Source organism: Pseudomonas beijingensis (assembly GCF_030687295.1).
GTDB classification, from domain to species: Bacteria; Pseudomonadota; Gammaproteobacteria; order Pseudomonadales; family Pseudomonadaceae; genus Aquipseudomonas; species Aquipseudomonas beijingensis.
Genome location: NZ_CP117425.1, coordinates 2,935,934 through 2,950,274 on the forward strand (window position 1 = coordinate 2,935,934; position 14,341 = coordinate 2,950,274).

Genomic DNA, 14,341 nt, shown 5'->3' on the forward strand with positions numbered 1-14,341 from the left:
ACGCACTGCTGAGCGAATAGCATAGTAAATGCTGGGTTATTTTGCCTTGGCGATCTCCGTTTCCAGAGCCCACTCCAGGTCGCTCATGGCGCGGTCGAGGGCGTCGATGCAGTCGCTGATTCGTTCAGGTGCCTGTGCCTGATGACACGCCTGCTCCAATGCCTCGCACCGCTGGATCAGCGTGGTCGCCTGGACGATGCGGGCTACGCCTTTTATCTTGTGCGCCGTTTCGGTCAGCGCTTGCCGGTTTGCGTCCTGGGCGACGTCGAGCAACTCCTGGCGGTCCGAGCGACTGCTGCTGAGTAGTTCCGCCAGCAGGCGCCGGTTGGACGTAGGGTCGCCGCCGGTCAACGCCTGGAGGCTGTGCACGCTGAAAGCCGCCGGGCGACCGCTGGGTTTGACCGTCTTGATCCATTGGCTCAGGGCACTCAGGCTGATCGGTTTGAACAGGCAGTCATCCATTCCGGCGTCCTGGCAGCGTTGTTTTTCCTCCGGCTGGGCATTGGCGGTGAACCCCAGGAGGGTGCAGGGCGGCCGCCGCTGTTCGGACTCCTCGCGACGAATCGACCGGGCCAGTTCGTAACCGCTCATGATGGGCATGTTGCAATCGGCGATGACAAGATCGAAATGGCCTTTCTGCCAGACCTCGAGCCCGTGGGCACCATCATGGGCGACCTGGTAGTGATGGCCGAGGTATTCCAATTGCTGGGACATCAGCAGGCGATTGGCGGGGTGATCGTCCACGATCAGGACGTTCAAGGCGGCCTGGGCCGTTTCGATGACCGGTTCAAGTGGAACGCTAAGCGGCGCCGTTGACAGGACGGTGAGTTGCAGGCGGACCAGGACTTGGGTACCGAAGCCAGGTTGGCTGCTCATGTGCAGGCTACCGCCCATCATCCGGCATAGGTTACGACTGATCACCAGCCCCAGTCCCGCGCCTTTGCGGGCCATCCGACTGGTGTTATCGACCTGGGCAAAAGGTTCGAACAAGCGTTGCAGGTCGGCCGGACCGATGCCAATGCCGCTGTCGTTGACCTCCAGATGCATGTGCAGCACATCGTTCCGCTCGGTTGGCGACAGCCTTACCTTGACCACGACCTGGCCCTGCTCGGTGAATTTGAGGGCATTGCTGATCAGGTTCGACAGCACCTGCTTGAATCGCAAGGGGTCTATCAACACGTCAGGATTGCCCTCGGCGGTGTCGAACTGTAGCGACAACGCCAGGTTTTTCTGCCGGGCCACTCCCTCGAAGACCCGTATGACCGATTGCAGCAGGGCCCTGAGGTTGACGCGTTCGGGGGCCAGGCTCAAATGGCCGGATTCGATACGGGCGATGTCCAGGATGTCGCCTATCAGTTCGAGCATGCCGGAAGCCGACTCGTACGCGACTGCAATGGTCGAACGGTCCACGTGGCCTTTGTCGGCGTGTTTCAGGGCCAGCTCGAGCATGCCGATCACCGCGTTCATCGGGGTGCGGATTTCATGGCTCATGGTGGCCAGGAACGTGCTTTTGGCGCGGTTCGCGTCATCGGCCCGTTGCTTGGATGCGCGCAGTTCCTCGAACAGCTGCCGGCGTTCACTGATGTCGATCCAGCCGCCGATGATGCCTTGCACTTGCGCGGCTGAGTTTCGGTAGGGAAGGATCCAGTGATAGATCGTCAGTTTACGGTCGCCGATGTGCAGGGGACGGTCGACGATCAGGGCAGTGCCTTCGGCCATGACGCGCTGGTAGTCCGCCTGGTATTCCTGCGCTTCGAAGGCGTTGCTCATGGAGCCTGGCATCGAGTCCTTGCCGATGATGTCTTCGCGCCTGGCGTTGAACGCTTCCAGGTAACTGTCGTTGCAGCTTTGCAGGATGCCGTTGCGATCCCTCACGTAAATAGGGTGGGGGGTGCCATTAAGCAGCGAATGCATGAATTCGAGTTGATCGTTGAGGGCCAGTTCTGCCCGTTGACGCTGCCTGATCTGGCGCTGCATGTAGGCGTTCCACGCCAGGGAAAGCAGCAGCAATAGGCCGACGCCCGCGACGACCTGGAAGAACAGGCGGTTATAGGTGCGCCAGGTGTGTTCCGAGGGAGAGACGTAACCGCGCCAGCGGTTGTTGATGACGCCCAGCTCGTCGGGGTCGATGCTGGTCAGGGCCTTGTCGAGGATGGCGTTCAACTCGCTGGCGTTTTTGGCCGTGGCCAGCGCGAACAGCGCCTGTTGGGTGCCCACCGTGCTGCTGATCTGCAACCTGTCCCGCCACGCATGGGAGGAAATGAAGTAGTTGGCCATCACCTGCGAGTGCACGCTGCCGTCGACCTGGCCATGGGCGAGCATGTCTACGGCGCGTAAGGGGCCGTCCGTTTCGATGATCTGGATGCTCGGGTACTGGCTGCGCAGCCATTCAATGACCGGATTACCCTTGGCGATCGCCACGCTGGCGTGGCCGAATTGATCCAGTGTGGTGGGCGTGTCGGACGGCTTGCGGGTCAATAGAACGAACGAGCTGTCGACGTAGGGACGGCTGAATTTCAACTGGCGTTGCCGTTCACTGCTGGGCAACAGTGCGGCGATCATGTCGGCTTGATCGTTCAGGACTGCGGCAATCATTTCACTGTCGTGCTGATGGCGCTGGATGTCCAGGCGCAGGCCGGTGCGCAACCGGATCAGTTCCAGCAGGTCGGCGCTGATGCCGCGAAAATCACCGTCCGAATCGAAGAAGGTGAAGGGGGCGGAGGTTTCGTTTACCGCCACCCGGACTACCGGATGCCGGGCCAGCCAGCGTTGCTCGCGGTCGGTCAGTTGTACCCGGTGGTCTGTGAGGTACAGGTCGCTGCCTGCGCTCCAGCGCTTGGAAATGGCCGCCTGTTCGGCGATGGGAACCTGGTTCAGCGTAGCGTTGATGATGTCCAGCAGACGGGTATCGCCACGGCGTACGGCGAAACCGAATCCATAGGATTCATGTTTGCCGAAGCTGGCCATACGGATATTGCTCAAGTAACCCTTGCTGATCATGTAGTGGGTGGACAGGGTATCGCCGAGAAATACATCGGCCTGGCCAAAGGCGACAGCGTTGATGGCGTTCTGGTAGGACGGATAGGTGGTGATGATTGCCTTGGGGTAGAGTTTTTCGATTTCCCGCAATGGCAGGTAGTGATAGACCATACTCAGCCGCAACCCCTTGAGGTCTTCATTCAGGGATCGGCTTTCATTCGTTCGGGTGACGAGCACGGGTTGGTCCACTGCGTATGGCGTCGAGAGCGCAATGTCGGGGTCGCGGGCCTCGAAACCGTTGGCGGTGCCCAGCATATCGATTTTCCCATCCTTGAGCGCCGCCATGGCTGCCTCACGGGAAGCGAAACGCAGGACACTCATGGGCAGGCCGGTGGCCTTGGCGAGGATGTTGGCATAGTCGGCGGTCAGGCCCTCGTAGTCGCGTCCGCTGGCGGAGAGATCGAAGGGCGGGTAATCCGGTGCGGAAGTTCCCAGGACCAGTTCCTGCCGGCTTTTTAGCCAGGCGCGGTGGACATCATCGAGCTTGATCTCGGCCTGAGCCATGGACGAACGCCCTAGCAGCGTGTACTGCCCGGGCGCATCCGGTGTCGCCGCGAGCACTCCTGTATATAACGCTGCGCTGATCAGCAGGAGGCATTCGGTTATGCGTCTGAGCATCCTGTTTTCTCACACCAGCGCGTTGCGCTTCGCCATTTCAATCAGCTCGACCAGGGACTTGACCTTGAGTTTCTGCATCAGGCGCTTTTTATAAGTGCTGACGGTTTTATTGCTGAGAAACATCCCCTTGGCTATTTCCTTGTTGGTCCGGCCTTGGGCAAAAAGTTGCAGTACCATCAGTTCCCGATCATTGACGCTTTTGAACAGGTCCAGCTCTATGCTGCGCGGGTCATCCGGGCGTACCGGGTTCAGCGCCTGGCTGGGAAAGTAGTTATAGCCGGACAATACCGCTTTGATCGCGCTGACAAGTTCGCTGAGGTCTTCCTGTTTGCACACGTAACCAGAGGCGCCGGATTGCATGCATCGGATACCAAAGAGCGTCGGCGATTGTGCCGTGAGCACCAGTGTCTTGAGCGGCGTGGTCATGGCGTTGAAGCGCGACAGAATTTCCAGCCCGTCAAGTTTGGGGATGCTGATGTCCAGGATAACCAGGTCTGGCATGCATTCGCGCACCATTTGCATCGCGTCGACGCCGTTGTCAGTTTCTCCTACGACCTTATAGCCCTCATGTTCCAGGAGCATTCGAACGGCGAGGCGGATGACCGGATGATCGTCGACAATGAAAACGGAGTTCATGAATAAATTACCCTGCGAACTTGAATAAAGCGCGCACCTTAGCCCACTTACAGCCGGGGCCGTACGAAGAGACGGGTATGCAACTTCAATTTCAGAAGTTTCCTACAAAAAAAGAGGCAAGATATTACGGTGTAATCGGTTTTTTAGTAGGTGGATGACAATAAGAGGGGAGATGTTGGCGGTGTGTGGAAGGATATTTCTTTGATTGTGTTGTTTGTGCAAACAAAGGACGCGCTTTAACCAAGATTTGTGTAAGCCATACATTTATTTATCTACTTCAAACTCCTTGTGGGGTGGTGCTACAAAATCCACATGCACCGCCAATCCCCTGCGGGAGCGAGCTTGCTCGCGATGGCGGTGGATCTGTGTGCATCGATGTAGGATGTGCCAGGGTATATTTTATTGGCGCGTGCGGCCGGTCATCTCCTGGGCCATTTCGCTGGCATAGCTGTCAGTCACGCCGGCGATGAAGTCGATCATTCGCAGGAATGCGCCATGCAAAGGGCCGTTGGGATCTGGCGCATTGTTCCCCAGCAGGTCGAGGATGCGCCGATTCTTGAACGAAGGCGTGCGGCCACCGTGCTGTTCGAGGGCGGCGCCGCAAAAGCCGTTGAGCAGGATTTCCAACGTGGTGTAGGCGCCGATCTCATGCAGGGTCTTGCGCTTGTCCTGGAAGATTTTCCGGCGCGCCATGTCCTTGGCATTCAACACGCAGCGTTTTGCCGGGCCGTGCATATGCTCCACCAGGTCCCCTGGCAGCGTGCCGGCAAGCAACGCTTCCTGCTGCTCGACAAACGCCCGGGCGGCGGCGTTGGTCAGGTGTTCGATGGCCTTGCCCCGCAGGATCGCCAGTTTGCGCCGTCGCGAGTCCAGTGGCCCCAGTTGCCGGTAGGTGTCCGGAAGATCGTCGCCCACCAGGTCCAGGAGCAGCGATTCCACCTGTGGGTATTCCAGCAGATCCATCTCCACGCCGTCTTCCAGGTCGATCAGCGCATAGCAGATGTCATCGGCGGCCTCCATCAGGTAAACCAGCGGATGCCGTGCCCAGCGTTGATCCTCGATCTGTGGCAAACCCAGTTTATGGGCGATCTGTTCCAACAGTGGCAGTTCGCTCTGGTAGCAACCGAACTTATGCTTCTTGTAGCCCAGGGAATCGGCGTGGCGGGCAGTCCAGGGGTATTTCAGGTACGTGCCGAGGGTGGCATAGGTCAGCCGGGTTCCGCCGTCGAACTGGTGGTATTCAAGTTGGGTGAGGACGCGGAAGCCTTGGGCGTTGCCTTCGAAATTGAGGAAGTCGTTGCGCTCGGCTTCGCTCATAGCATCAAGCCAACCACGCCCGGCGGCCTGCTGGAACCAATAACGAATGGCGTCCTCGCCGGAATGACCGAACGGCGGGTTGCCAATGTCGTGTGCCAGGCAAGCCGATTGCACCACCATGCCCAGGTCGCTTGGCTCGCACCAGTCGGGCAGGGCATTGCGGATGGTTTCTCCCACGCGCATGCCCAGGGAGCGCCCGACGCAACTGACTTCCAGGGAATGGGTCAGGCGCGTGTGGATGTGGTCGTTGCTGGAAACCGGATGCACTTGCGTCTTGCGCCCGAGGCGGCGGAAGGCACCGGAAAAGATGATGCGGTCGTGGTCTTTGTGGAAGGGACTACGGCCCAGTTCTTGCGGGCTATGCAGCGGTTTTCCGAGACGTTCGCGAGTCAGCAGGGTATGCCAATCCAAGGCCGGTTGCTCCGTTCGATGATGTCGATGCCCTAGCTTCCCGGTTCGTGGGTCGCCCTGCAAGGCTTATGCGGGTAGGAGCTGCCGAAGGCTGCGATCTTTTCGTTCACTCAGGATTCAATTGGCTGGGACAAGATCGCAGCCCCGTTGCACTCGACAGCTCCTACACAGCGCTTGCTCCACGATCCCTTCAGGGTTTGCGCAGGTCCTTGGCCAGCTTGACCAGCGGCAGCAATGTCGTTGCCAGGCGGATCAGGCCAGTTAAACCACCGCCACCGCCATGGCGGGTCCGTTTTCCGGTTAGGAAACCGAGCAGGGACACCGCCGCTACGCCCCACAGTGGCGCATGCTTGATGCCGAAACCTTCGTGCCAGCTTTGCGTCAAGCCGCGCACCCGTTGCAAGGGCTGCAGCAATTGGCGCGTCTCCTGGCGGATTTCCTGGCGGTGCATTTCCATGCGCAGGCGCACCAGTGCCTTGCGCATTTCCTGTCGTGTCCGGGCTTGAGGGATATCAGGCAGGCTCATGGCAGCAGGCGCTCCCGGTCATTGGCCAGTTCTTCGAGGGTGGCGTTGAAAGGGGAGGACTCGTCGTAGATCGCTGCCTTGAGCCGCAGACCGCAGAACAGCGCCGCCAGCAGATAAAACAAGCACAGGCCGATAATGCCCGACAGACGATAGGTGTCCCAGACCAGGATCAGCACCAGCGCCGAAAGCCCGACCAGCAGCAGCAAGCCGAACACCAGTGCAAGACCGGCGAACAGCAGGAGGCTGACGGTGCGGGCCTTCTGTTCCTGCAACTCCATGCCGAACAATTCGACGTGGCTGTGTAGCAAGCCAAGAAACGCCGCGCCCAGGCGGCGTGCTGTAGGTTGTGTGCCCGCTTCGGACGAGCCGGATTCGTCGATACCCATGATCAGCGCCGTGTCGCCAGCAGACCGATCAGAAAACCAACGCCCGCGGCAATGCCTACCGATTGCCAAGGGTTGGCCTGTACATATTCCTCAGTGGCGACTACCGCAGCCTGGCCACGTTCGCGCATGGAGTCTTCAGTCAGCTTGAGCGTCTCGCGGGCGCGCAGGAGGGTTTCGTGGATCTGGCTGCGCAGCGCATCGGCTTGATCGCCTGCCAGCGTCGCGGTGTGATCGAGCAAGCGCTCCGTGTCGCTGACCAGCGTCTGGAAATCTTCCATCAGGATGTCTTGAGCAGTCTTTGCCTGGGTTCTGGCCATGGGTGAATCTCCGTAAGTGACGTCTGAAGCGTTCGAGTATGAGCCTTGCTGGAAGGTTCAGTGAAAGTGACTGGTACAACTTTTGCTCAGGCATCTGCCATGTACTGGTGCGTCAGCCTGCGCCAGTGCGCTGAAGCTGGGCGCAAGCCCGCAAAACCTTAACCCAAATAATCAAAACCCGCGAAGCAGCTCCAAGCGGGGCTTCGTTTTGCCCGTTGTGGCGCACCAAAGCGGTTCGTTGGCCTGCGTTCGGCCGACGAATCGTTTCAACTTGGTGCGCTTGTGGGGTGGATGAGCCGGTTTGGTGCTTTTTTCAACTTTTTCAGGTCTGCCAACCCATGGAAAATATGCAAAGTGCCGTGGACAGTCTGGTCCACAGCTCCAACACGCTGTTCATCCTGCTCGGCGCCGTCATGGTCCTGGCCATGCATGCCGGCTTCGCCTTTCTTGAGGTGGGAACGGTCCGGCAAAAAAACCAGGTCAATGCGCTGTCGAAGATCCTCAGCGATTTCGCGGTCTCGACCCTGGCCTATTTCTTTGTAGGCTACTGGATTTCCTACGGTGTGACCTTCCTGCAGCCAGCGGCGGTGCTCAGCACCGATCATGGCTACAGCCTGGTGAAGTTCTTCTTCTTGTTGACCTTTGCCGCCGCGATCCCGGCCATCATTTCCGGCGGTATTGCCGAGCGTGCGCGGTTCGCCCCGCAGTTGTGCGCCACAGTGCTGATCGTGGCGTTTGTCTATCCGTTCTTCGAAGGCTTGGTCTGGAACGGCAATTTCGGCCTGCAGGCCTGGCTGCAAGCCCGGTTCGGCGCCAGTTTCCATGACTTCGCCGGCTCTGTGGTGGTGCATGCCATGGGCGGTTGGCTGGCGTTGGCCGCGGTGCTTTTGCTCGGCCCCCGCAATGGCCGCTACCGGGACGGTCGCCTGGTGGCGTTCGCGCCTTCGAGCATTCCATTCCTGGCCTTGGGCTCGTGGATCCTGATTGTCGGCTGGTTCGGGTTCAACGTGATGAGTGCCCAGACCCTGCCTGGGGTGAGCGGGCTGGTGGCGGTCAATTCGTTGATGGCCATGGTAGGCGGTACCGTGGCGGCCTTGATTGTCGGGCGCAATGACCCAGGCTTCCTGCACAACGGCCCGCTGGCCGGGCTGGTGGCGGTCTGTGCCGGTTCCGACCTGATGCACCCGGTGGGTGCGCTGGCCACGGGTGCCATTGCCGGTGCTTTGTTTGTCTGGTGCTTCACGGCGGCTCAGGGCAAGTGGAAGATCGACGATGTGCTCGGCGTCTGGCCGCTGCACGGGCTGTGCGGCGTCTGGGGTGGCATTGCCTGTGGCATCTTTGGCCAGGGTGCCCTCGGCGGCCTGGGTGGGGTTAGCCTGATCAGCCAGTTGATTGGCACTGCACTGGGTGTTGTCGTCGCCCTGGCTGGCGGGTTTGCGGTCTATGGCGCGATCAAGGCCGTGCTGGGACTGCGCTTGAGCCAGGAAGAAGAGTATTACGGTGCCGACCTGTCGATTCACAAGATCGGCGCAGTCAGCCAGGACTGATCGGCGCACTAAGGTTCCTTGTCCTGGTTGCCCGGGTAAAAACCATGGAGCAGGCGATAACGGTCGTGACGAACCTGATCCACATGATGCCGGACTTGCTGCTCGGGCAGGCCGAGCATGATCAGGGCGTGGGACGCCAGCATCAGGCTCGATTCCAGCAGCTCCGGGACCACTTCGCTGGCCCCGGCTGCCTGTAACTCGGCCAATTGGCTGTCGTCACGGGTGCGCACCAGGATCGGCACCTGTTGGTTGACCCGTCGGGCCGCCTTGAGCACGGTGATGGCGATGTCGGTCTTGTCCACTGCGATCACCAACAGCCTGGCGCGGCTCAAGCCAACGGCGGTGAGCAGGTCACCCCGTCGCGAATCGCCGTAATGCACGCAGTTTTCCCCGACGGTGGCTTCCTGGATGATCACCGGGTCGTCATCCAGGGCGACGAACGCCTGGCCTTCGCGGCGCAGGAAGCGCCCTATGGACTGGCCGACGCGACCGTAGCCGCAAATCACCACGTGATCCGACAAGCCGGCATTGAGTGCGCTGATCTGCTCCAGTTGCGCCTCTTCGTTGGGTTTGCGATGCAGGCGCGCGGCGATGCGTGGCGCCGCGCGCAGCAACAGCGGGGTCAGCAGCATCGAGCAGAATGTCGCGGCCAGCAGCAGGCCGCTGATGTCGGCGGGCATGAGACGGTTCTGCTGCATCAGCGCCATCAAGGCAAAACAGAATTCGCCGCCCTGGGCCAGGGCCAGGCCACTGCGCCAGGCGGTTTCCCCATCACTGCCGCGCCATTTCACCAGGGCGGCGACCACGCAACCCTTGATAAGCATCAAGCCGAGGGTCAATCCCAGGATCAGCAGGCCGTCATCGAGGAACAGCTGCAGATCGATCAGCATGCCGATGCTGACGAAAAACAGCCCCAGCAGGATGTCGCGGAACGGGCGTATGTCGGCTTCGATCTGATGGCGGTAGTGGCTTTCCCCCAGCAACATGCCTGCCAGGAAAGCCCCCAGGGCCGGCGACAAGCCGAGCAGGTGGGTCAGCCATGCCGTCAGCAATACGATCACCAGGGCCAGCAGCACGAACAATTCTGCGGAGCGGGACGCCGCTACCTCATGGAACAGCCGGGGCAACAGCAGCCGGCTGGCCAGCAGCAGGCCCCCGAACAACACCAGGGTCTTGCCCAGGGTCAGCGGTAGCGCCCAGTACCACGGGTGCTCGCTGCTGCCGGCGAAGACCGGCACCAGGGTCAACAGCAGCACTGCGACGACGTCCTGGAACAACAACACACCGATGGCGTTCTGGCCGTGGCTGCTGAAGATCTCGCCCAGGCTGGTCAACTCCTTGCTGACAATGGCGGTGGAGGACAAGGCCAGCCCCGCACCGAGCAGCAACGCGGCGATCACCGGCGCGCCGCACACGGCCAGCAATCCCGCCAGCAGCGCTCCCGAGCACAACACCTGCAGGCTGCCGAGGCCGAACACGACCCGACGCAGCTCGAGCATTTTCGACAGGGAAAACTCCAGTCCCAACGAGAACAACAGGAACACTACCCCGAGCTCGGCCAGGTCTGGCAGTTCTTCGCTGTCGTTGACCCAGTCCAGCGCGGTCGGCCCCACCGCCAGCCCGACGCAGAGATAGCCCAGCACGGGGGGCAGGCGCAGCCGCCGGAACAGGGCGATGACCACCAGGGACGAAGCGAGGATGATCAGCAGGTTGGCAAACAAGGGGAACTCCGTTTCAAGGCTACAACGCACAGCGTAGAGGGGAAACCGTGACAAGCGTCGCTGGAAAAGCATTTATGTTCAGTGATTTGCATCAGCGTTTTACCGAAACACCCTGAAGCGAGCCAGTGACTCGACGGTTTTCCGAGGCGGGCCTAGAATGACCGTCTATCTTTTTTGGGTCTACCAGCCATGCTTCCTGAATGCCAGTTGTTCGGCACCCTGGGGTGTCATCTTTGCGAAGTCGCCGAAGCTGAACTGATGCCTTTCGTCGAACATGGATTGTTGGTGGAGCTGGTGGATATCGCCGAGGACGAGACCTTTTTCGAAGCCTATGAGTTACGTATCCCGGTCCTGCGCAGGATCGATACTGGTGCTGAGCTGGACTGGCCTTTCGGCGCCGAACAGATCGTGACCTTTCTCCGCTGAGTGGCTCGTCCGTCAGTTTCTGATACTGCGGTTGGCGAAAATAGCCTGCTTCGGTTACTGTATGTTCATACAGTTATCTGGAGTGCATCCCTTGGTCAATGTCGAACAACTGAAAAGCAGCGTAAACAGGATGTCCGCGGACGTTGTGCGTGAGGCGGTCCTGGAGCTGCGTCTGGATGGCTTGGTGACCGAAGGCAAGACACCGTTCAATAAACTGCATTTCAACACCTGTTTCGCCGAGATCGAAGCGTTGTTCCAGCGTGCCGGCTATCACAAGCAGTTGGATGTGGTGGGTTACCAGGGCTTGCTGTACGCGCTGTACGATCCAGGTCGCTGGGAGGCGGTGGAAGTGCTGCGCTGGTTGAAGGAGTTCACCGAAGCGGCTGCCAAATCGACGTCAGTCACGGCGTGAAGCAATCATCGCTGGGCTGACCGATGCGACTGTCGGATAATGCCGCCCTGTAAAACGCCCAAGAGTTTTCAATGTCCGGTTCATTGTTTTCCGCCGCTCATCATCAGGCCAGTACGCTGTATCTGCCGCCCGGTTCCTGGTCGACGGTGCTGGAGTGCTTGTGCGAGCATTTCAGCGCCATCAGTCGCGAGCAGTGGCTGGACCGGATCGCCCGGGGACGGGTATTGGACGGGGAGGGCAAGGCCATCCCTGTCGACTTGCCGTACCGTGAAGGCCTGCGCATCCACTACTTCCGTGAAGTGCCCGACGAGAAGCCGATTCCGGTGGTGGAGTCGATCCTGTACGCCGACGAGCATCTGGTGGTGGCAGACAAACCGCATTTCCTGCCTGTCACCCCGGCGGGCGAATACGTCGAACAAACCTTGCTGCGACGGCTGATCCGGCGGCTGGACAACCCGCATCTGGTGCCCTTGCACCGCATCGATCGGCATACGGCTGGGCTGGTGTTGTTTTCGGCCAACCCGAATACCCGCTCGGCGTATCAGTCGTTATTTCCGACGCGGCGGATCGAGAAACGCTACCAGGCCATTGCCCGCGCGTTGCCTGGGTTGACCTTTCCGCGAGTACATAAAAGCCGAATGATCGATGGCGAACCGTTCTTCCGAATGCAGGAAGGGCCGGGCGAGCCCAATACCGAAACGGCCATCGAAGTGCTGGAAAGGAATGGCGAGTTGTGGCGTTATGGTTTGTATCCGGTGACGGGTAAGAAGCATCAGTTGCGGGTTCACATGAATGCCCTTGGGGCGGGGATCTGCAACGATCCGTTTTATCCTGATGTGCTTCGGGATGTTGAGGATGATTACTCCAATCCGCTAAAGCTGCTGGCTCAGGGGTTGCGTTTTGTCGATCCGGTTACGGGGCAGGAGCGGGTGTTCGAGAGTGGTATTTCGTTGCAGTGGTAGTTTTTGTTTAGGGTAGGGTGTGTATATCCGTTATTTAGGTAACGGCGGCTTATGGTTCCGCTTTTACAGCGGGTCACTTTTGGAAGAGCGCCAAAAGTAACCAAAAACGCTTTGCCCCACCACTTGGTGCCTCGCTCAGGCTCGGCATGCCCTCACTCCGGCATTGCTCCGTGGGCCCGCCGCGAAGGGCCATCCATGGCCCAGCGCGGCTATCCCGGCATCCATGCCGGGATGCCCACTCCACAATGCCTGCGTTCGGCCAGCGTGGTTTAACGGGGCGCCGAGATCAAAATCCAAAGCAAAGCAAAGCAAGAGCGGGGTTCATGCCGGCATCTATGTGGCTGAGCCACCGCTATCGCGAGCAAGCTCGCTCCCACACTGGATCTTCAGCGAATACAAAATTCATGTGCACCTAACCCCCCTGTGGGAGCGAGCTTGCTCGCGATGACGCCGGCACCTCCAACATCACCGAAAACTGACTCACTGCCTTCGCGAGCAAGCCCGCTCCCACAGGAGAAACGCGATCCCAACCAGAACCAGGTCGGCTGTTAGGCCGCCTCGCGGTGGACGTTGATCTCGGCGCCCCGTTAACCACGCTGGCTGAACGAAGGTATTGTGGAGTGGGCAACCCGGCATGGATGCCGGGTTAGCCGCGCTGGGCCATGGATGGCCCTTCGCGGCGGCCCACGGAGCAATGCCTTCGTTCAGGCATGCCGAGCCTAAGCGAGGCACCGAGTGGTGGGGCAGAGCGTTAATGAGATGGTCAGCCCGTGTGGGAGTCCCGGTAAATCTAAACTGACCGGGGCTCTCACTTACCTGAAGGAGACCTCTCATGGAACCCTTGAAGCTAATCGGCCTGGATATCGGGAAACACACCTTCCATCTCGTAGGGCACGACGCCAAAGGCAAGGAAGTCCTACGCAAAAAATTCAATCGTAAGCGGCTACTTGAGTTCGCTGCAAAGCTCGAACCCTGCACCATAGTGATGGAGTCATGCGGCGGTTCACACTGGCTCGCAAGGAAGCTCAGATCCTTCGGCCATCAAGTGAAATTGATTGCCCCGCAGCATGTGAAACCCTACGTCAGAGGCAATAAAAACGACTACATCGACGCTGAGGCCATCTGCGAAGCTGCCTCCCGTCCCAGGACACACTACGTTGCCATCAAGACTGTTGAGCAACAGCTTCTATCGACGCAACATCGTCTTCGCGAAGCCTTAATCGTCCAGAGGACTCAAACAATCAATCGCATTCACGGGTTCTTGCTTGAGTTCGGAATTGAGTTACCTGCGACAAAAGCTGCGATGAATCAGATTCATCAAATTTTGGACGACCCGGCCGCAGACTTGCCGCAACAGTTGAAGGACTTCATTGAGCATTTGGCAGAAGAGACCAAACGGCTCACCGACGAAATCAAGGCGGTTGATCGTACGATTAAAGAGCAGGTGGGTGCTGATGACGCGGGAACCCGGCTGATGAGCATCCCCGGCATCGGCCCAATCATCGCTAGTGCGCTGCTGGCCGACATCGGGGACGCTTCCAATTTTCGCTCAGCGCGAGACTTCGCCGCTTCATTGGGCCTGGTGCCGAGGCAGTATTCAACGGGTGATCAACAGTCCTTTTGAACATCAGTAAGCGAGGTGATAAATACCTTCGAAAGCTGATGGTTCAAGGCTCTCGGGCGGTCCTGGTGCGCATCGACAAGCGCAATGATGCTCTGGGAAGTTGGTGCAGGGACTTGCTGACACGAAAACATCCAAACAAGGTCGCCTGCGCCCTAGCCAATAAGTTGGCAAGAATCGTGTGGGCCGTTTTAGTTCACGGAGGAAGCTACAACACCCAGTCCAGGGCTTGACCGAAACCCACACTACCGGCTTTTGCGACGACAGCGATGATGACGATAAACAGCTCAAATCCTGCCTGAGAACCTGGTAAGCAAAACAGCTTTCGAAGCTGAAGCGTTTTTCAAGGACAGGCAGGAGCGACTACTCATCAAGGGCCAGGCGGCAAATTGCCGACTAGGA

11 protein-coding genes and 1 pseudogene are annotated in these 14,341 nt (G+C 59.4%); 5 read left to right on the forward strand and 7 right to left on the reverse strand.

Going from position 1 to position 14,341, the window contains the following annotated elements; translation table 11 throughout:
* Positions 1-36: 36 nt before the first annotated feature.
* The 6 genes from PSH84_RS13350 to PSH84_RS13375 form a co-directional block, all read right to left on the reverse strand.
* A complete protein-coding gene (locus PSH84_RS13350) occupies positions 37-3,657 on the reverse strand; it encodes a transporter substrate-binding domain-containing protein (RefSeq protein ID WP_305483044.1) in 3,621 nt (1,206 codons plus the stop codon).
* A 9-nt stretch (positions 3,658-3,666) separates the two neighbouring features.
* The gene (locus tag PSH84_RS13355; RefSeq protein WP_014337291.1) at positions 3,667-4,293 is read right to left on the reverse strand and encodes a response regulator transcription factor; all 627 of its coding nucleotides are present in this window, start codon (positions 4,291-4,293) and stop codon (positions 3,667-3,669) included.
* Between the two features lie 399 nt (positions 4,294-4,692).
* Complete coding sequence (locus PSH84_RS13360; RefSeq protein ID WP_305483046.1) at positions 4,693-6,021, reverse strand: deoxyguanosinetriphosphate triphosphohydrolase; 1,329 nt, start codon at positions 6,019-6,021, stop codon at positions 4,693-4,695.
* Positions 6,022-6,211: 190 nt separating this feature from the next.
* Entirely contained in the window at positions 6,212-6,547 is a 336-nt protein-coding gene (locus PSH84_RS13365; RefSeq protein WP_122567849.1) for a hypothetical protein, read from the reverse strand.
* Positions 6,544-6,933, reverse strand: a complete 390-nt coding sequence (locus tag PSH84_RS13370) for a phage holin family protein (RefSeq protein ID WP_060738527.1) — start codon at positions 6,931-6,933, stop codon at positions 6,544-6,546. Before PSH84_RS13370 ends, PSH84_RS13365 begins: the two co-directional genes overlap by 4 nt.
* A gap of 2 nt (positions 6,934-6,935) precedes the next feature.
* On the reverse strand, positions 6,936-7,250 hold the full coding sequence (locus tag PSH84_RS13375; protein ID WP_122567850.1) for an ElaB/YgaM/YqjD family protein: 315 nt from the start codon (positions 7,248-7,250) through the stop codon (positions 6,936-6,938).
* Positions 7,251-7,588: 338 nt separating this feature from the next.
* Between PSH84_RS13375 and PSH84_RS13380 the strand changes: the two genes are divergently transcribed.
* The gene (locus tag PSH84_RS13380) at positions 7,589-8,797 is read left to right on the forward strand and encodes an ammonium transporter (protein ID WP_122567851.1); all 1,209 of its coding nucleotides are present in this window, start codon (positions 7,589-7,591) and stop codon (positions 8,795-8,797) included.
* Between the two features lie 8 nt (positions 8,798-8,805).
* On the opposite strand, the gene PSH84_RS13385 is transcribed toward PSH84_RS13380, so the two are convergent.
* A complete protein-coding gene (locus tag PSH84_RS13385) occupies positions 8,806-10,518 on the reverse strand; it encodes a cation:proton antiporter (protein ID WP_122567852.1) in 1,713 nt (570 codons plus the stop codon).
* Between the two features lie 189 nt (positions 10,519-10,707).
* Here PSH84_RS13385 and PSH84_RS13390 point away from each other — a divergent pair, with 189 nt between their 5' ends.
* The 4 genes and pseudogenes from PSH84_RS13390 (at position 10,708) to PSH84_RS13405 (ending at position 14,172) form a co-directional block, all read left to right on the forward strand.
* Complete coding sequence (locus PSH84_RS13390) at positions 10,708-10,944, forward strand: glutaredoxin family protein (protein WP_122567853.1); 237 nt, start codon at positions 10,708-10,710, stop codon at positions 10,942-10,944.
* Between the two features lie 91 nt (positions 10,945-11,035).
* On the forward strand, positions 11,036-11,356 hold the full coding sequence (locus PSH84_RS13395; RefSeq protein ID WP_003199451.1) for a hypothetical protein: 321 nt from the start codon (positions 11,036-11,038) through the stop codon (positions 11,354-11,356).
* 71 nt (positions 11,357-11,427) lie between these two features.
* Entirely contained in the window at positions 11,428-12,318 is an 891-nt protein-coding gene (locus PSH84_RS13400) for a pseudouridine synthase (RefSeq protein WP_305470326.1), read from the forward strand.
* Between the two features lie 832 nt (positions 12,319-13,150).
* Positions 13,151-14,172 (forward strand): annotated as a pseudogene (locus PSH84_RS13405) (IS110 family RNA-guided transposase).
* The last annotated feature ends 169 nt before the right edge of the window (positions 14,173-14,341 follow it).

What these genes read in the sequence shown, in the direction of transcription:
- PSH84_RS13350 (WP_305483044.1), bottom strand. Translation starts at nt 3,657, where the DNA reads ATGCTCAGACGCATAACCGAATGCCTCCTGCTGATCAGCGCAGCGTTA.
- PSH84_RS13355 (WP_014337291.1), bottom strand. Translation starts at nt 4,293, where the DNA reads ATGAACTCCGTTTTCATTGTCGACGATCATCCGGTCATCCGCCTCGCC.
- PSH84_RS13365 (WP_122567849.1), bottom strand. Translation starts at nt 6,547, where the DNA reads ATGAGCCTGCCTGATATCCCTCAAGCCCGGACACGACAGGAAATGCGC.
- PSH84_RS13370 (WP_060738527.1), bottom strand. Translation starts at nt 6,933, where the DNA reads ATGGGTATCGACGAATCCGGCTCGTCCGAAGCGGGCACACAACCTACA.
- PSH84_RS13375 (WP_122567850.1), bottom strand. Translation starts at nt 7,250, where the DNA reads ATGGCCAGAACCCAGGCAAAGACTGCTCAAGACATCCTGATGGAAGAT.
- PSH84_RS13380 (WP_122567851.1), top strand. Translation starts at nt 7,589, where the DNA reads ATGGAAAATATGCAAAGTGCCGTGGACAGTCTGGTCCACAGCTCCAAC.
- PSH84_RS13390 (WP_122567853.1), top strand. Translation starts at nt 10,708, where the DNA reads ATGCTTCCTGAATGCCAGTTGTTCGGCACCCTGGGGTGTCATCTTTGC.
- PSH84_RS13400 (WP_305470326.1), top strand. Translation starts at nt 11,428, where the DNA reads ATGTCCGGTTCATTGTTTTCCGCCGCTCATCATCAGGCCAGTACGCTG.